The organism is Sphingorhabdus lacus (assembly GCF_009768975.1).
Classification (GTDB): Bacteria; Pseudomonadota; Alphaproteobacteria; order Sphingomonadales; family Sphingomonadaceae; genus Sphingorhabdus_B; species Sphingorhabdus_B lacus.
The window spans coordinates 1,887,870-1,904,790 of the sequence record NZ_CP035733.1; the positions used below are offsets into that span (position 1 = coordinate 1,887,870).

General features: G+C 57.2%; 15 protein-coding genes. 11 read left to right on the plus strand and 4 right to left on the minus strand.

What is annotated here, in order from left to right:
- Window positions 1–200: 200 nt before the first annotated feature.
- Window positions 201–716 carry an ACT domain-containing protein gene (locus tag EUU25_RS16560; RefSeq protein WP_187351261.1) on the minus strand — a complete coding sequence of 172 codons (516 nt, stop codon included), beginning with the start codon at window positions 714–716 and terminating at the stop codon, window positions 201–203.
- A gap of 199 nt (window positions 717–915) precedes the next feature.
- On the opposite strand from EUU25_RS16560, the gene EUU25_RS08880 reads away from it, so the two are divergent.
- From EUU25_RS08880 to EUU25_RS08910, 7 genes are all read left to right on the plus strand, one after another.
- Entirely contained in the window at window positions 916–1,248 is a 333-nt protein-coding gene (locus EUU25_RS08880; RefSeq protein WP_158900209.1) for an EthD domain-containing protein, read from the plus strand.
- A gap of 78 nt (window positions 1,249–1,326) precedes the next feature.
- Window positions 1,327–2,046, plus strand: coding sequence for an SDR family NAD(P)-dependent oxidoreductase (locus tag EUU25_RS08885; RefSeq protein WP_158900211.1), 720 nt, complete (start codon window positions 1,327–1,329; stop codon window positions 2,044–2,046).
- A 93-nt stretch (window positions 2,047–2,139) separates the two neighbouring features.
- On the plus strand, window positions 2,140–4,266 hold the full coding sequence (locus tag EUU25_RS08890; protein ID WP_222848780.1) for a 4Fe-4S dicluster domain-containing protein: 2,127 nt from the start codon (window positions 2,140–2,142) through the stop codon (window positions 4,264–4,266).
- A 129-nt stretch (window positions 4,267–4,395) separates the two neighbouring features.
- The gene (locus tag EUU25_RS08895) at window positions 4,396–5,457 is read left to right on the plus strand and encodes a M14 family metallopeptidase (RefSeq protein ID WP_158900215.1); all 1,062 of its coding nucleotides are present in this window, start codon (window positions 4,396–4,398) and stop codon (window positions 5,455–5,457) included.
- Window positions 5,454–6,821, plus strand: a complete 1,368-nt coding sequence (locus EUU25_RS08900; protein ID WP_158900217.1) for a CapA family protein — start codon at window positions 5,454–5,456, stop codon at window positions 6,819–6,821. The genes EUU25_RS08895 and EUU25_RS08900 overlap by 4 nt, the downstream gene beginning before the upstream one ends.
- A 127-nt stretch (window positions 6,822–6,948) precedes the next feature.
- A complete protein-coding gene (locus EUU25_RS08905; protein WP_158900219.1) occupies window positions 6,949–7,668 on the plus strand; it encodes a GDSL-type esterase/lipase family protein in 720 nt (239 codons plus the stop codon).
- Complete coding sequence (locus EUU25_RS08910) at window positions 7,652–8,278, plus strand: carboxymuconolactone decarboxylase family protein (RefSeq protein WP_222848781.1); 627 nt, start codon at window positions 7,652–7,654, stop codon at window positions 8,276–8,278. Before EUU25_RS08905 ends, EUU25_RS08910 begins: the two co-directional genes overlap by 17 nt.
- Before the next feature lie 7 nt (window positions 8,279–8,285).
- Here the strand turns inward: EUU25_RS08910 and EUU25_RS08915 are convergent, their stop codons facing one another.
- The gene (locus EUU25_RS08915) at window positions 8,286–9,083 is read right to left on the minus strand and encodes an SDR family NAD(P)-dependent oxidoreductase (protein ID WP_158900223.1); all 798 of its coding nucleotides are present in this window, start codon (window positions 9,081–9,083) and stop codon (window positions 8,286–8,288) included.
- 64 nt (window positions 9,084–9,147) lie between these two features.
- Between EUU25_RS08915 and EUU25_RS08920 the strand changes: the two genes are divergently transcribed.
- Entirely contained in the window at window positions 9,148–10,143 is a 996-nt protein-coding gene (locus EUU25_RS08920; RefSeq protein ID WP_222848782.1) for a dipeptide epimerase, read from the plus strand.
- A 57-nt stretch (window positions 10,144–10,200) separates the two neighbouring features.
- Here EUU25_RS08920 and EUU25_RS08925 read toward each other — a convergent pair whose 3' ends face one another.
- Both EUU25_RS08925 and EUU25_RS08930 read right to left on the minus strand, forming a co-directional pair.
- Window positions 10,201–11,220: an MBL fold metallo-hydrolase gene (locus EUU25_RS08925; protein ID WP_158900225.1), complete on the minus strand. Its 1,020-nt coding sequence runs from the start codon at window positions 11,218–11,220 to the stop codon at window positions 10,201–10,203.
- The gene (locus tag EUU25_RS08930; protein ID WP_158900227.1) at window positions 11,217–12,935 is read right to left on the minus strand and encodes a CocE/NonD family hydrolase; all 1,719 of its coding nucleotides are present in this window, start codon (window positions 12,933–12,935) and stop codon (window positions 11,217–11,219) included. Before EUU25_RS08930 ends, EUU25_RS08925 begins: the two co-directional genes overlap by 4 nt.
- Before the next feature lie 182 nt (window positions 12,936–13,117).
- Here EUU25_RS08930 and EUU25_RS08935 point away from each other — a divergent pair, with 182 nt between their 5' ends.
- From EUU25_RS08935 to EUU25_RS08945, 3 genes are read left to right on the plus strand one after another with little or no spacing between them, the layout of a single operon-like run.
- Window positions 13,118–13,654: a hypothetical protein gene (locus EUU25_RS08935; protein ID WP_158900229.1), complete on the plus strand. Its 537-nt coding sequence runs from the start codon at window positions 13,118–13,120 to the stop codon at window positions 13,652–13,654.
- Window positions 13,620–15,287: a GMC family oxidoreductase gene (locus EUU25_RS08940; RefSeq protein WP_158900231.1), complete on the plus strand. Its 1,668-nt coding sequence runs from the start codon at window positions 13,620–13,622 to the stop codon at window positions 15,285–15,287. The genes EUU25_RS08935 and EUU25_RS08940 overlap by 35 nt, the downstream gene beginning before the upstream one ends.
- Before the next feature lie 13 nt (window positions 15,288–15,300).
- Window positions 15,301–16,806, plus strand: a complete 1,506-nt coding sequence (locus EUU25_RS08945; protein WP_158900233.1) for an aldehyde dehydrogenase family protein — start codon at window positions 15,301–15,303, stop codon at window positions 16,804–16,806.
- The last annotated feature ends 115 nt before the right edge of the window (window positions 16,807–16,921 follow it).

The window sequence follows — 16,921 nt, forward strand, 5'->3', positions numbered from 1 at the left end:
AATGTGTCACATGGCGTCCGGAGAATTAGACGAATGCAGCTGAGATATCCTCATTGTCATCGGCACGCAATATTTGTCGACAAAGAGTATGCATAATGCTCGGCGGCGCAGCATCGCTGCATTATTTGCTCTCAAGGCCCACGCGAAAAACAAGACAGTTCATAGGCTACACGATCCGGGTGTTCGTTGGGACCTGGTTCTTAGTCCTCACTCGAACGTGAAGCTTCCTGCAGTGCTTCGAGGACCGACAAGGCTAGTTCCTTCATTTCTTCAGGGACGAAAACATTGTCGTGATGGTAAGCTGCGATCATGTTGCACGGTATGCCTTGTTCCGCCAGTGCGATTGCAACACCTGCGGTAAGGCCAACACCGTCCAGGGCGGAATAGACACCGAGGACAATGCAAGACAACGGCATCGAGGCGTCGAATCCAAGCTCTACCGCATGGTCCTTTGCAAGCACGAATGAGACTCCTTCCTGTTCGTGAAAAACAGCAAGAGCCCTTTCCTTTGCGGCAGCGATAACCGTCTGGTCTGTAGAGGAACTGAAAACGTAACTTCCGGCGCACGGGGCAGGCTTCATCCCCGCGAGCATTGCCCTGCGTTCGCGAACCGGCTTGTTCCGTGTCGTCGTCCTGCCATCCCAGCGTCTTGAGTATTCATTGTTAAACGGCCTTTTCTGCCTTTGGCAACGGGTAGGTAGCGCGTTGCCGAGCATCGGCGCCTGTAGATACGTCGCGCGCCGACAGAACAACAATGACTACAATCTATGACCAAATCCCTGCCTTTTGCAGATTGTTTCGGCGACAATTGCAGATTGCCTTCCTGTATGCAACATGTATACATGGTGCTGTGGTGGCTAAAATGGTCGGCAACTAGTGGATTCAGGTGCCGATTGCGGCGCAAAGAGGTGGTCAATGATTAAAGTCGTATGGTTTCTAAAGCGGGCAGAAGGCTTGCCGCTGGCAGAGTTTCGCGAATGGTGGCTGGGTCACGCTCAAGATGTGCTCAACAGCCAACAGGCTCATCTCTCCGGTTATGTCGTCAACATCCGAGCAGACGATGATGACAGTGCACCGGGCGCAACCAGCGATGACTGTGAATGGGATGGCATAGCAGAGCAGTGGTTTGCCGATCGCGCCGCGTTCGAAGCAGCCTACAGCAATCCTTCTAGCGCTACCCGTGCCGATACGTTGGCTCATACCAGCCGCTTCTCGCGCTTGGTCGTCGATGAGACGAGGCTGCGTTGATGCTTTGGAGCTTGACGGCATTCGTCTTTCGGGAACTTCTCCCACAAAGGGTGTGCAGCATCAGGCGGGAGAAGGCGCTTGGCGCGTAAGGGCATCGTAGTGGGCGGTGCCGGCGGCATCGGTCAGGCAATCGTGGAAGCAGCTCGGCAGGCCGGCGATGAGGTCTTTGTTCTAGACCGCGGGGCGGATCCGGGTGCGAATTTCATCCAATGTGATCAAAGCGATCCAGCGAGCGTCGAAAAGGCTTTCGCACTGTTGGACGAGGCTTTTGGGGGCGCCGCTCCTGACTGGATGGTCGCTGCGGCTTCCATAAGTCGTCGGCATAGTGTTCTCGATGCCAACCCTGCGGCGATTACCGAGCTTTTGAACGTGAACGTTCTTGGCACCGCCCTGGTCGCTCAGGCGGCGGGCCGTCGGATGCGGGCTGCCGGGGCGGGTGCTATTGTTGTGATCACTTCGATTGCAGCGGCTCAAGCCTGGCTTAACGAGTCGTTCTATTGTGTAACAAAGGCGGCACAAGCAGCCCTGGTGCAAGCGTTGGCAGTTGAGCTGGGGCCAGATGGTGTCCGCGTCAACGCTGTGGGCCCGGGGCCTGTGGACGTGACGTCACGCGAAATGGTATCTAGCCGCAGCGAAGGCCAGGTGATGGCGGACATCATCCGTAGAACACCAGGTCGCCGTCTTGCCGCACCGCACGAGATTGCCGAGGTTGCCTTGTTTTTGACTAGGGCAACCTGGGTCAATGGTCAGACAGTCTATGTCGACGGCGGCTATCTGGCATCGGGAATGGCCGGATAAGACTGCGAATTCACAGATTCGCCAATGCGAAGGGCTTGAAACTTGCGCCTCTACAGCCACAAAGACCGCCCAGTTCACTTGGGCCCCTATCCCTTGGAGCATCTTCGTCGGACGGAAGAGCCAATATCGGTTTCTGCCGATCTGGAGGTGCGGCAGCCATCTGATTCGCGAATTGCGCCTAGCACTTCGGCACTGCCGGCGATCAGTGAGTATCTGGATCTGTTCCGCAGCCTCCTTCGCGGTCCCATCGCGTCCGAGCTGGCACCCATCAGTGCCGACCCTTTGGAGAGAGCGAACAATCTCAAGGCTTCAGCCTATTTTCTTGATGCCTCACTTGTTGGTGTTTGCCGCATCACCCCAGAGGTCGGTGCGGGCATTCCACCCAATCACACTCATGCGCTGGTCTATCTCGTTGAATTCGGCCGAGAGCCATGGCCAGGGGATCCGGGCGAACCTTGGATCGCCGGAAGCAATGCAATCCGCACGGACATGCGTGCTGCGGAAATCGCGGCTGTGCTGGCGGGTTATGTGCGATGGATGGGCTTCGATGCCATGGGCCATGTGCATGGCGCAACTTCTGTCTGCCTTGAAGCACTCTCGATCCGGGCGGGGCTGGCACGTGCCGAACTGGGGCAACTGGTCGCTCCATTCTTACACCGGGGATTCAGAATTGGCGCGGTAACCTGCGATTATGAATTAGCCGAAGATCTGCCACTGGCCAGCAACGGGTCACTCGAGCCCGATGATCCATCCCTCCAACTGGGAAAAGTTGGCACCCGACCTGCTTGGTGGTCAAGTGAGCAGGACAAGCGACCGCTGCACCTCGGACGATATCCCATGGAGCGGATCGCAAGGGTCAATGAGCCCACTACGCTGGTTATGCGCGACCGCATCCAGCGCGTGCCTAAACGCGGCGATTTCTTCTATCGGGCCGCGGCTGGTGACCTTGGTGCGAAAGCCAAGGAGGAAATGTCCAGATTTCCGATGAAGCATCCTTATGCGTTGGGCATGGCACCGCTCATCAGGGGCATGGTGCCGCTGCAGGGTACCAGAAGGCCGATTGCGACTGAAGCCAAAGCCGAGGAGCTTTCTGACTCTCAATGGAACGCAGATTCCATTAAAGCGTTGGGATACTACCTTGGGGCCGACTTTGTTGGTATCTGCGAAGCGGAGCCTTGGATGTACTATTCGCATGATGCGGTGGATGGCCAGCCTATAGAGGCTTATCACAAGTACGCAGTTTGCATGCTGATTGACCAAGGTTACGAGACCATGGAGGGGGCGTCCGGTGATGACTGGATCTCCGCCTCCCAGTCCATGCGTGCTTACATGCGGGGCGCCGAGATTGCCGGGATCATGGCTGCGCATTGTCGAACACTGGGCTATCCCGCACGTTCGCATACAAATGCAGATTCGGATGTCATTCACAACCCGGTTATTTTAATGTCCGGATTGGGGGAAGTGAGCAGGATCGGCGATACATTGATCAACCCCTTCATCGGTCCACGCTCCAAATCCGTGGTCTTAACCACTGACCTTCCGATGGCAGTCGATAAGCCGATCGACTTCAATCTGCAGTCCTTCTGTGAAAGCTGTCGGAAGTGCGCGCGTGAGTGTCCGTGCAATGCGATCACATTCGGTCCGAAGATCCTGTTCAATGGCTATGAGATATGGAAAGCCGACGTTGAAAAGTGCGCAAAGTACCGCATCACCCAGCAAAAGGGTTCGGCATGCGGCCGGTGCATGAAGACCTGCCCGTGGAACCGTGAGGACACGGCGATGGCCCAGGAGATGATTTGGCGGTCCATCGACTACCCGGAATTGGCGCAAGCAATTGCACTGGAGGATGACCTGCAAGGCAATGGTGCGCGCAATCCGGTGAAGAAATGGTGGTTCGATCTTGAGGTGGTCGACGGCATCGCACTGCATCCCCGTGCTGGTACGAACGCGCGTGACCTGAGTCTAGGGCGTGAGGAAAAGCTCGCCAAACTGCAAAAGCTGGCGATCTTCCCGCCCGAGCTACAACCGGCCGGGGGCACAACGCTTGATCAGGTGATCCCTGTCGATCGTGACGCGGGCCAGGCGCTTTACGCAAAGGCGCGTGCAGATCTGACCGCGGTTCGCGGCAATGCCGAGGGAGACGCTCTGCCTTCTTCGTTGGAAAGCGACGAAGCACACACCGACGATGGAGCTCTGCCGGCTTGCCCCAAGGCGACATGAACTCTTTTGGCATCTGCAGACACGACTCTCTCGCCGAGCTAGCGGGGAAGATTCATCTAGATATGGTCGCACTTTTTGTATACACTATGTCGGCAATATTTGAGGGACCGGGACGGAGATATCTGGCGCATGCTTTTCCCCACTGACTATGCAGATGCCCGGGAGCGCTTCCGCGAGCTTGTGAGCTGCGCTGACTTCTCGCTTGAAAGTCATGCGCATCCGACGAAGAAAGGGCCAAATGGCGAAAACTTGGCGTGCGATATTGCCCGTTTGGGGGCTATGGATGCCAAGCGGGTTATCCTGATCAGTTCAGGAACCCACGGGGTCGAGGGCTTTTGCGGATCCGGTTGTCAGGCTGAGCTGCTTGCCTCCGGTTTGTTGCACGGATTACCGGGCGATACTGCAGTAGTATTGGTCCACGCAGTGAATCCTTATGGCTTCGCATGGCTTCGCAGGACCAACGAAGACAACATCGACCTCAACCGGAACTTCGTCGACCACTCAGTCCCACATTTGAATCCTGGGTACGACGAAATCCACGACTGGCTTGTGCCGCGGGATTGGAGCGGTCCTGCACGAACCGAGGCAGACGCATCGATAGACGCTTATATTGCGGACCGCGGGCTGCGAGCCTTTCAGGTTGCAATGACCGGAGGTCAATACAATCACCCGGACGGGTTGTTCTATGGTGGCAAGGCGCCCGCCTGGTCCAACCTGATATGGCGCAAGCTGCTTCGGAAACACTGCGTAAACGCCGAGCAGGTGATCGGCATCGATATTCATACAGGGCTCGGACCAAGAGGAGTCGGAGAAGCCATCTGTGTCACATCCGAAGCTGAATATATGAAGGCCAAGGCGCTATTCGGAGAGGAAGTGACGTGGACCGGAGGGGGCGAGGCTGTGTCTGCGCAAGTGGGCGGCTCATTGCTTCATGCCGCGCACGAGGAGGTCGGCACCGAAAGGCTGGTGATGATTGCTCTTGAGTATGGAACCTACCCCATACCGGAAACACTCGAGGCCTTGCGAGCCGAGACATGGCTTGTCGCACGGGGGGATGCTGCAAGCGAGCAGGCGTCCAGGATCAAACAGTCGCTCAAGGATGCCTTCTTCATAGATGAGCCAGACTGGAAGCTCGCCGTTACCACGCGGTTCATGGATTTGGTCCTCAAGATAAAGGGAAGTCTATCGTGAGTGATATCACCTCCGGAAAGCTTCGTCCTGTCAGCATGCCACGCGATGCCCGACCAATCATGAAGTTTTCGGGCGAACTCGCCGATGCTATCGAGGGACAGCTGCGTAATGCCGCGGACGGAAGATGGGACACGCCGGTCGATGTAAAGCTTGACCCTCGGAACCCCGAATCTCTTGCGCACTGGCTCTACAAGTCGATCAATCCGGTCACCAAGGGCATGCGACGGCCGGAGATCGATATCGAGGCTTTACTTGAACCCTACAAGAAGACCCGCTTCGAGATGCTTCCTGAGGATTTCGCGGTTGAAGCCGAAATCACTATGAGCGCCTCCGGCGACCTGATGTGTACACCGGGACTCGACGGGGCCAAGGACAGGCTGTTCGAGTCTGTTGATGATCTGATCTTTGGAGCGGATGTTTCATACGCCAATCTTGAATCGACTCTTACCACTGACGAAGTTGGGCCGACTGAATTCACAGAGGAAAGCACGCCCAAGATCAATCTCACACCGATGCAATATGAGACGGTCATTTCCCACAAAGGCCGTCGCTTCGATATTGTTCACTTGGCCAACAACCACATTCTTGATTGTGGCGAAGAAGGTATTCTGACCACTCTGGCGAGATTGGATAAGGATGGGATCGCTCAAGTAGGCGTCAATCGAACCAAGGGCGACGCTAACAAACCCCGCGTTACCGAAGTCGCAGGTCTGCGGATCGGTTGGGTGGCTCACACTTTCAGTGTCAACTTCAAGCCTTTCCCGGAAGACAAGCCGTGGATCGTGAACATGACACCCTTCCATCTTGAGTCACAGCCGGACATCAGCCTCATCGAAAGGCAGATCCGGGCTTGTCGCGAGGATGGCTGCGAGATTGTTATTGTTGCCCTTCATTGGGGGCTCGAATTCGAACTCTACCCCCATCCGCAACAGGTCGGCTGGGCGCATCGCTTTGCGGACTTGGGTGCCGATCTCGTGATCGGGCATCACCCGCACGTCCCTCAGCCTGTGGAAATCTACCGCCCCGCAAACGATCCGGATCGAGCGGTTCCGATCTTGTACAGCCTTGGCAATCTTTCCACCTTGATGTCCCACCCCGCAATGGCTTTGAGCCTTGTCGCCCGCATTGGCTTTGCCAAGGGCTTGTATCGCGGAAAACCAGCCGTACGAGTTGCAAAGCTGGAGCTTGTCCCTGTGGCACTAGTTGCCGAGCGGGCGAGCGGCAAAGAGATTACAAGACTCGTTCCCCTAAAGGAGCTGGATCGCGGCGTCAGCGAGGGACCAATGCGAGTCTATGTCGATGAAATGGCCGATTATGCCAGAGTGGTTGTAGGCGATGACTGGCGAGCTGATGTTACAGCCTGATCACTCCAGAAATTATAAACCTGAAGAGATAAACGAAGTCGCCCTGCTTGTGGCAAAGCAACCGCGCTCGCATCCTTCCCGCCGCCACTTCCTTTCGTCTGTCGCGGCAATCGCGGGAGGCGCTGCGATGATGACAGAATCTGCTGAAGCGCAGGCGCAAGAACGAAGCAAGGCGAGCCGACAGGCAGGCGCAAAAGTGCCGACTCTCTTGGCTTTCGGCGACTCCAACACCTGGGGGTATGTCCCGCAACGTGACGAAGGGCTCACACGGTATTCGCGCTACGACCCCTCCGTCCGCTGGCCCATGGTTCTCCAACGGGCTGGGCTTGGCCGCTTTCGCGTTGTTGAACACGGCATCTGCGGTCTGGTAGGTGGGTTGGAGAGTGGCGTCGCGAGATTTGACGACGGAACCTCGCGGGCGGCGATTGACCATATCCGCGGAGTCATCCTTGCCAACTGGCCTGTCGACGAACTGGTCGTGATGCTCGGGACCAATGATCTTGCATATCCTTCATTGTCTCAACCAGAAATCATTGCGCCGAAGATTGCGGCGACCGTACTGGCGGCTCTGGAGAGCCACAGATGGGTTGGTGGTAAATTGCCAGTGGTCACCTTGGTCAGTCCGATTCCTCTGGGTCACCGGGTTGTCGAACTTGGCATTACGGAAGAGGCATTGACGCGCTCTCGCCAGCTTGCGCCCGTTCTTGCCGAACAAGCGCGCCTCAATGGATGGCGCTTCCTCGACGCGGCCCATGTCGGTGAACTGGAAACGGTGGATGGCATCCACTGGGATGTCTCACATCATCGCCGCTTCGCCGAGATGCTTGGCCATGTCATTTTTACGTAATTCAGAAGAGAATATCATGTCCGTATTGAAACCACTAACGGACGAGGAGTTCGAGCCGGCGCTGCTAGAGGAGTGCCAGTTTTTTAAAGGTCCGCTGGGTGTAATCCCGAACAGCGTCCGCACCATGGCCCGCCGTCCTGCAATTGCGCGTGCATTCACCGAGCTGAACGCTGCAGTGATGAAGTGCGATGGCGCATTGACGCCCGAGTTCAAGAGACTGATCGGTTACATAACCAGTTTCGCATCCGGCTGCAGGTACTGCCAAGCCCATACGATCCTCGCATCAGAGCGGTTCGGTTCCACCGCGCCCCGCATGACAGATGCTTGGAACTACGAGGACAGTCCGCACTTTTCCGAAGCGGAGAAAGTCGCCCTGTCGTTTGCGCATGCTGCTTCTACGGTGCCGAACTCGGTGACGCCTGAACTCGGTGACGAACTGGTCAAGCACTGGAGCGAGGGCGAGGTTGTGGAACTAATGGGGGTCATCGCATTGTTTGGTTTCCTGAATCGATGGAACGACTCGATGGGCACCGCCCTGGAAGATCTGCCAATGGAGTCGGCCACGCGAAACCTGGCTCATACAGATTGGGAGGCGGGCAAGCACCGGTGATCACATTTCAGCAGGATAGGAGTCCTCCATCCACTGGCAGAATCGTCCCAGTCACATAAGTAGAGAGCTTCGAGCTGAGAAAGACCACCGGTCCGACCAGTTCGTTGGGATGCCCCATGCGCTGCAGCGGGGTGCGCGCCAGAAAGCGGGACATGCGCTCAGGATCGCTACGTGTGCCCTCGGTCATCGCTGTTTCGAAGAAACCAGGAGCGACTGCATTCACGCGGATTCCGTCTTGCGCAAGATCTGCGGCAAGGGATCGCGTCAACTGGGCCAAAGCGCCCTTGGAAGTAGCGTAGGCGCTGGTGCCTGCCTGGTAGGAAACAAACGATTGGATGGAGGCGACATTTACGATGCTCCCGCGATTTGTACGCAGATCAGGCAGCAGAGCTGCGACCGCCCGCAGGGTACCGTTCAGGTTGACGTTCATGACCCTGGACCATGAGGCTTCGAAATCATCATCGCCGATCCTGCCGCCAGCCTCGACCCCGGCGTTGTTGACGAGGATGGTCGCTGCGCCAAAGGACCGTCGAATGCGATCGGCTGCTTCTTCACCCTGGGCTGGGTCGACGATGTTCCAGCCTATCGCGATTGCACCCTCGCCCGCTGGATCGATTTCGCGCGCTATCCGGTCGGCCGCCTCACGGTCGATATCGACTATACAGACCCGCGCCCCTGCAAGCGCCATACCTTTGGCAATGGCAGCACCATTACCTCTGCCCGCTCCCGTTACGACAGCGATCTCTCCTTTGAGTAGATTTGCTAATGCGCCGATTGGAAATTGAGGATTCTGCGCGGATGACATGATGGGTTCTCCTATTTGCTCCGGAAACCCGGAGGTCAAAAATCATTCTGGAAAGGAAGTTGCTTTGAGTGTCCCCATTATCAAAACTGAAATCCGCCGGTGGCCGCTCAAACGTCCGTTCGCGATTTCTCGTCATGTGTTTACGGACAATCTCGTCCTTGAGGTCACAATTGAAGTCGACGGCTTCAAGGGGCGGGGGGAGTGCGAACCTCACGAGTTTGATGAAGAGATAACGCGGTCCGCGGAGAATTCGGTGTTGTCGCTCGATCACGCTACATGGTCCCATCTTGATCCGCTTGTCTTGAACGCCATCCTGCCCCGATCGGCTTGGCGCAATGCCATTGACTGCGCCCTGTGGGATCTCAAAGCCAAGAGGGACGGACGCCGAATCTGGGATGTTCTCGAACTCGAACTCGCTACCGAAGACAGCTTCGCTGTATTTGAAACCATCGCACTGGATACACCCGAGAGAATGGCTGCGTTTGCACGCGAAGCAGCTGATGCGCCCGGACTGAAGCTGAAGCTGGGAAGTGCGGATGGCCTTGATTGCGAGCGACTTGAAGCCGTCAGGTCCGCAGTTCCAGGTCATCAACTGACTGTCGACGCAAACGAGGGCTGGTCCATAAAGCAGCTGGCCGACATCCTCCCCGTCGCCCGTCGACTTGACGTTTCGTCCATAGAACAACCGGTCCCGGCAGCCTTGGAGGATGGATTGTCTTCTCTGCCAAGGCTCGTCCCACTTTGTGCGGATGAAAGCTGCCTCGACCGCTCCTCGCTTCCACAGCTGACTGGTCTGTACGATATGATAAACATCAAGCTCGACAAGACCGGTGGTCTCACTGAAGCCTTGGCGCTTCAGCGACAGGCGGTGGCGCTGGGCTACAAGACGATGATTGGCTGCAACGGCGGATCGTCTCTTGCCCAAGCGCCTGCCACTCTTCTTGCGCCAAGCGCCGTGCTGGTGGATCTGGGCAGCCATTGGCTTAGCGAAGACCATCAGCCCAGCCTTGAAACAGCCAACTTTCGGATTGGTTTGCCCAAGGCGGAGTTGTGGGGATGAGTGGCAAGACGCATCCTGGATAATCGCCGAAAGCTGCCAATCCCGCAGAGTGCCGGATCAAAAGCGGTCGAGATCATTCGCGACCACGACACGACCAGTGAAGTAACGGCGCACGCCACGTGCGTAGGCCTCTGGATCGGTCTCGTCATCCCAGCCAGGTACAAGGTGGTTCAGTACGACCATTCCCACTTTTGCTGACGATGCCATCTTACCCACATCTTCTGGCGTTAGATGATCCTGCCGGAGATGGGCCATCAAGGCATCGACTTGGGCCTGATCAGAGTCACCGCGTGAGCGCCACTGCTGTTCGATCCTCGGCAGGTCGATGACTTCGGCGACAAGGATATCGGCCCCTTTTGCCAAGGCTTCGACACGAGGCGATGGGCCGGTATCGCCTGTAAAGACAATTGAACGATCAGTGGTGTCGAAGCGAAATGCATAAGAACGGGCGTTGCGAGCGGCTGCGCTGCCTTCCTGAAAGTGGTAATGATTGTTGAGGACGGCAGTGACCGTGACCTTGTCATCTCGGTAAATGACTTTCGGCTCGAGCAGGTCACCGGGAAGATCCTGAGCCCTAACCGTCAGCGCAATTGGTCCAGGCTCTGTCCCGCCAATTGTGATCGGCGCAAGTTCGGTTGGACGGAATGCCGCTGCAAGGTGCTGAACGAACCCGACAGTCAACGGCGGGCCAATCACCGGTAGTGGCTGGCTTGACTCTCCAAGCAGGTCGTTGGCCAGCCAGCGAAACGTCAGCAGGGCTCCAAGGTCGGCATTGTGGTCGAAATGATGATGGGTGATAAAGACGGCCTTTACCTGTCCGACGTCCAGCCCGGCAGACGCATAGCGATGCATAAGCCCATCCCCGGTGTCGACAAGATAGACATCCTTGCCGACCACCAAGGCATTCGATGACATCGCCCTCTTGTCGCGATAGGCTGGTCCTCCTCCTGTGCCGAGGGTGATAACCTGTGTGGCAGGCTGTTTTGTGCCGTTGCCCTCATCCGTTGCATAGGCGACCGCCGATACTGTCAGCATGGTGGCAACAGCGATGACCAGAGGTGCTTTTTTCGAAATCATCGTGCAAACTCCGGGCTGGTGGGAAGTCTAAAGAGCGAGGGATGTTCTAGATCGTGAAGCACCTGGATATTGGCTACGCGTTCCTCGCCAGGCTGCTGATCCGGAACCGGCGTGGCCGAGTTCAAGTTCTTCTGCATGAAGGAACAGGCTGTCGCGCGCACGACAAGACGCAGGCGAGAGTTTCGCGCAATTCGCCGGGCAACAAATCGGAAGCGCGGAAACTTAAGAAGAACAGGCGTGTTCAGGGGCATCGTCTCGTCGCCACCGTCACGATGGCGCAAACGCAACTGGCTCGAAGAGAGAAAGATGACGGACCCGTCTTCGAGTACCTCGTAGAGGAGCACGGCCAGATCTGCGTCAGGCGCATCGCAGGTGACCCACAGGTCCAGTGCTGGTTCGCCTATTACTTCGGCAGGCGCGTCCATCGGCGGCGTGTGATAAATCACACCTTGGCCGTAGGTATTGTGGCAGAAGACGGCATTGGTCGGATCCTCTCCCCCCAGAATGAAGAAGAGGCTGTTGTAAGCTCGGGGAAAAACTGCACCGCCGCCTGACGCAAGTTCCGGCGAATTACTGAGAGTGGATTCAGTTTCGAGCGGGCGAAGGTCGTTCGGATCACTGACGAAGCTGTCGGGCGGGGTGTTCCCGATCTCGTCCGCTAGCCATCCGGAGCGGAAAATGTCATCAGCTTTGCCGTCAGAAGCAAGGTACAGCGGCCTGCTCTTGGAGCAAAGGCTGTCCAGCGATTCGGCATTGCGCCATTCCTCGTTGCCAGTCAGGTAATATTTGATCGGGGCGTCCAAGAATGCAGGCTTTTCCCCATGGCCGAAGACCCACCGATACCAGTCGAACTTCAGCTTCGGAACATCCAATGCGGCAGCCGGTCCGAACTTCAGTCCGTATACCTGGTCGCATCCATCCATGCCGCGATGATCCCAGGGACCGATGACCAGATAGTTGTTCTCCCGGGCCTTGTCACTGCCATGCTGCTGAAGGCGCCTGTGGTGCTCGAGAGTGCCGATCAGGCAAGTGTCATAAAGGCCCGTGAGTGAGAGAACGGGAATATCGAGTTTTGAAAGCGCGTCTTGCGCGGGACGCCGGGCTTCCCAAATGGGACCCCAAGTCGTGCTGAGGAGATCGTCTTCCCACCCGGTGGCATGGAAGCCCAGCTCATCCTGTACTTCAAGATATGAGCGGTTGCGTGCGTAGAGGTCGCCTTGGATTCGGTTGAACAGAAGCACATCAGCGGCCATGTTCCAGGAGATTGAGTGTCCCTTGAGGGTCAGTCGCCACCTGTATATGTAAGGCGAACCAATGCCTCCACGAGGAATGTCATACCCTGGCATAAACGCCGCGGAAGGGACTATGGTTTTCAAGGATGCGGGCAGAGTGCCCGCGATCATCCACTGGTTCCAGCCAGTGTATGACCCACCTGTCAGGCCAACCTGGCCGTCGCTCCACGACTGGGCGGCAATCCATTCGATCGTGTCATATCCATCCGGTCCGTCATTGACCCACTGCTGGAACTCGGCATTCGACCCCCCCCGACCTCTGCAATCAACCGCGAGAAATGCCATGCCTTCCCGTGTGAACGATATGGCTTCACGATGCAGATTGTCTGCCAGATAGGGGGTCATTTCCATCACCGTCGGCAGCCGGTCGGATCGGTCTATCGGCAGGTAAAGAATGGCGCCAAGCTCGACTCCATCGCGCATTGGAACACGCACGAATCGGACGGAGTAATCTGCGCGCCCCCGGCTGCCTGGGGCATTATCGCTAATTATGGTCATCACGTCTCTCGTATCAAACAGTTGCGGCCTTAACATACAATGTGTATTGAATGTGTCGACAAGAATTTATCCAGCTAGTGCCTATGTTTTGTAGGGAGTTAAGTGTGATGATGGAACATATTAGGAGAGGCATCTGGCTCACTGCTGCCCTGGTCGCCGTCAGCGGTTGCGTTAGCCGTGCAGAGGTGCAGGCAGGTCCTCCCGGCACAGGGTGCACAGATCCAGTATACCGTCAACTCGATTTCAAGATCGGAGAGTTCAAAGTTACCGGCATTGGAGGCGAGCCGGCTGGCGAGAGTAAAGTTGAATCGGTACTTGGCGGCTGTTTGCTGGTAGAGCATTGGCGAGGAGCGATCAGCGGCTTTGGCCGGGCGCACATGTTCTTTGACAAGTCGGATCAGCTCTGGCGTCTAATCTATGTTACAGACGATGGTGCGACAATGTACCTCTCGGGCAAGTTTCAGGGCGATACCCTTATCCTGACTGGTGAGAATGACTTGGACAGTATGGTAGGCCTCCACCGCATGAGCTTCTCGCCGCTGCCCGATGGCGGGAACAGGCAGTACTGGGAACTTTCAACAGACAAGGGTGCAACCTGGACGGTCATCCATGACGGAACCTACCGGCGAGCCGACAGTCGCTGAGATGATGAATACCGTCGAGCCCCTGCCAAGTGGCGCTGAGTACGACTATATTATCGTCGGAGCAGGCTCAGCGGGCTGCGTAATTGCTTCGCGATTGAGTGAGGATCCGAAGGTCTCCGTGCTATTGGTCGAGTCCGGAGGCTCAGAACGCAACTGGAAGTTCCGAATTCCGGGAGGCCAGTCATTCGTGAAGGATTGGGAGCGCTATGCTTGGCTGTACCAAGCCGAGAGCGATCCAAGCCGTTTCGACCGAACCGAGATATGGCGCAGGGGGCGCATCCTTGGCGGCAGCAGTTCGATCAATGGGGTCATCTATGCCATTGGCCTGCCCCGCGACTTTGACCTCTGGGCTGAGATGGGCGCTTTGGGTTGGTCGTGGCGGGATGTTGAGCCGTTTTTCCGGCGGGCTGAACGCTGTCCGGGACTCCAAGGCCGAGGGCAGTCCGGCCCCGTACATGTCGAAATCCTTCGATCACCTCATCGCAGCACCGGGGATTTGATCGCATCGGCAAGCGCTGTCGGAATCCAGTCGGTCAGAGACATCAATCTAGCACAAGGTGAAGCCATCGGTATCGCGCAGACCAATCAGCTTCGCGGACTGCGTCAGGATAGTGCCACTGCTTATCTGCGCCCGGCATGGCGGCGACCCAATCTCCGGGTCCTTACTCACACCCAGGTCGAAAAGGTAACCTTTGACCAAGGTCACGCAAGCGGCGTGCAGTTGTCAGTGCACAACAAGCGTTTCGAGGTTAAAGCGCGCCGAGAGATTGTGTTGAGTGCAGGCGCCTTCGGCTCTCCACACCTGTTGATGCTTTCTGGTATCGGGCCAGCGCAGCAACTTCAAACGCATGGCATAACTGTAGTAGCTGACAGCCCGTCAGTTGGTGGCAATCTCCATGACCACCCAGAACTCTACATTGAGTACGAGGTCCGAGACCGGACCTACAGTTCGGCCATGCAATGGCACCAGTTGGTGCTTTCGGGTCTGCAGTTTGCCTTGGCCAGGCGAGGCCAGGCAACTTCCTGTGCCAGTCATATCCTGGCCTATGCGCGCAGCAGCCTACAGGAGCCGGCACCCGATTTGCTGCTCTTTTCTGGACCTTGGGGCTATCTTGAAGATAACTTCACGTTCAACTCCAGAGTCAACACCTACTCTCTATCGCCTTCGCTGTGTCACCCTCGTTCACGCGGTCGGATCGCGCTCAGGTCGCCTGACTCCCGCGTAGCACCGCTGATCGAATCCAACCTTCTGGGTGACCGTGACGACGTGATCCGCCTGATGCGAGGAGTGCGCCTTGTTGACCGCATTGCTCGAACCAAGCCTTTTTCGGATCGTGTGATCAAGCGAGTTTCGCCGGATTTCGATCTTTCAGACGATGCCGCTCTCGAAGCCTATATCCGTGAAAATGCCGGTATCTGTTATCATGCTTGCGGCACATGCCGGATGGGCGACGACCCGTCTGCGGTTGTCGACTCACAGCTGCGTGTAAGAGGTGTCGATCGTCTGACGGTTGCGGATGCCTCGGTCATTCCTCTGGTAACTTCCGGAAACCTTCACGCCCCAACCGTCATGATCGGGGAGCGTGCGGCCGAACTGCTCCGCGTACCTGGAAGAATCACGCCTATCCGATGATGGAGATGAATTTATGAATTCCTTCGAACACGCGCCAGCAAACTGGGCGGTAAAGGCTCAGACCATAAGCTTTGATGTTAGGCCTTGGATCAATGGTCGCCAGATTGAGGCTAGTACGACGGAGCACTTCGCAACTTTCAATCCGGCGAACGGAAGCCGTATAGCCGACTTGCCGGCTTGTGGTGCCGCGGAGATCGACAGCGCCGTTTCCGCCGCACGTGCCGCGTTTGAACAGGGCACCTGGGCCAATCTGTCCCCACGCGCGCGCGCTCGCATTCTAATGAATTTTGCTGACGCCATTGAACGCAATGCGGACGAATTGGCGCTGCTCGATACGCTTGAAATGGGCATGCCGATCAGCGCTTCAGCGCCAGACATGCGGGCCGCTGCTGACGCCGTGCGGGTCGCGGCCGAAGCGGCGGACAAGTTGATCGACCAGGTCATCCCTAATGATCCTTCGACGCTGCTACTCAATCTGCGCGAGCCGGTTGGCGTTGTCGGCGCGATCACGCCCTGGAACTTCCCAGCCTACATCGGGATCACCAAGATCGCCCCCGCGCTCGCCGTAGGCAACTCGGTCGTCCTCAAGCCGTCCGAAGTTGCCTCCCTTAGCTGTTTGCAGCTGGGTAAGCTTGCGGCGGCGGCGGGCATTCCCGACGGGGTGCTGAACATCGTCCCGGGCCTGGGTTCTGGTGCCGGTGCTGCTCTTGCCTCTCACATGGATGTAGATCTCCTGACATTTACTGGATCCACGGCAACCGGCAAGCGACTTATCGAGTTATCCGGCCAGTCGAACATGAAGCGCCTCATTCTTGAGTGCGGCGGTAAGTCGCCGCAGATTGTGTTCGCCGACATGGAATATCTCGACGCTGTTGCTGAAGCAGTCGTTGGAAGCATCACGTTCAATTCGGGGCAGGTCTGTGTGGCAGGCTCACGACTGCTCGTGGAGCGTTCTATTCACGATGCGCTGGTCGAACGCGTTGTCACTCTTGCAAGTCAGATTGAAGCTGGCAACCCACTTGACGAGACCACAAGCTTTGGGCCGCTCGCCAGTCGGGAACAGCACGACAGAGTACGGCGTTATTTTGCAGCCGGTCAGGATCAAGGCGCAGTTGCAGTGTTGCCCGGTGGGCCCGCTGAAGGCAACGAGGCTTGTTACTGGTTGCCGACCGTATTCACTGATGTCCGCAGCGACATGCGGATTGCCCAAGAGGAAATCTTTGGTCCGGTGTTGTCAGTCTTTGCATTTGACGACGAAATCGAGGCGATCAAGATCGCCAACAGCACCACCTATGGCCTCGCGGCGAACGTCTGGACGCGTGATCTTGGACGCTCGCTCCGCTTGGCGCGAGCCGTCAAGGCCGGATCTGTGACTATCGCAGGCAGTCCCGGAGCAACGGCGCTCGACGCAACGGCCGGGGCTTTCGAACCGCATGGCCAGTCCGGCTTGGGCATCGAAGGTGGGCTGGACGGTATGCGCGCCATGACTCGGCTAAAGTCTGTTTCCTTCTCAGGTTGAAGCATGACGGGATCTCAGCGAGGGGGCGGAGCCGCAGTCTTGGCTGGTTCTTGGGTCTTTGGTGAGTTGCTGTCGCCAGTCGATGTTCCGGGTATGGTACTTGTCGGCAGTGCAT

What these genes read in the sequence shown, in the direction of transcription:
- EUU25_RS08915 (WP_158900223.1), bottom strand. Translation starts at nt 9,083, where the DNA reads ATGTCATCCGCGCAGAATCCTCAATTTCCAATCGGCGCATTAGCAAAT.
- EUU25_RS08880 (WP_158900209.1), top strand. Translation starts at nt 916, where the DNA reads ATGATTAAAGTCGTATGGTTTCTAAAGCGGGCAGAAGGCTTGCCGCTG.
- EUU25_RS08940 (WP_158900231.1), top strand. Translation starts at nt 13,620, where the DNA reads ATGACGGAACCTACCGGCGAGCCGACAGTCGCTGAGATGATGAATACC.
- EUU25_RS08930 (WP_158900227.1), bottom strand. Translation starts at nt 12,935, where the DNA reads ATGCGCGATGGAGTCGAGCTTGGCGCCATTCTTTACCTGCCGATAGAC.
- EUU25_RS08895 (WP_158900215.1), top strand. Translation starts at nt 4,396, where the DNA reads ATGCTTTTCCCCACTGACTATGCAGATGCCCGGGAGCGCTTCCGCGAG.
- EUU25_RS08925 (WP_158900225.1), bottom strand. Translation starts at nt 11,220, where the DNA reads ATGATTTCGAAAAAAGCACCTCTGGTCATCGCTGTTGCCACCATGCTG.
- EUU25_RS08945 (WP_158900233.1), top strand. Translation starts at nt 15,301, where the DNA reads ATGAATTCCTTCGAACACGCGCCAGCAAACTGGGCGGTAAAGGCTCAG.
- EUU25_RS08910 (WP_222848781.1), top strand. Translation starts at nt 7,652, where the DNA reads ATGTCATTTTTACGTAATTCAGAAGAGAATATCATGTCCGTATTGAAA.
- EUU25_RS08935 (WP_158900229.1), top strand. Translation starts at nt 13,118, where the DNA reads ATGATGGAACATATTAGGAGAGGCATCTGGCTCACTGCTGCCCTGGTC.
- EUU25_RS16560 (WP_187351261.1), bottom strand. Translation starts at nt 716, where the DNA reads ATGCTCGGCAACGCGCTACCTACCCGTTGCCAAAGGCAGAAAAGGCCG.
- EUU25_RS08905 (WP_158900219.1), top strand. Translation starts at nt 6,949, where the DNA reads ATGATGACAGAATCTGCTGAAGCGCAGGCGCAAGAACGAAGCAAGGCG.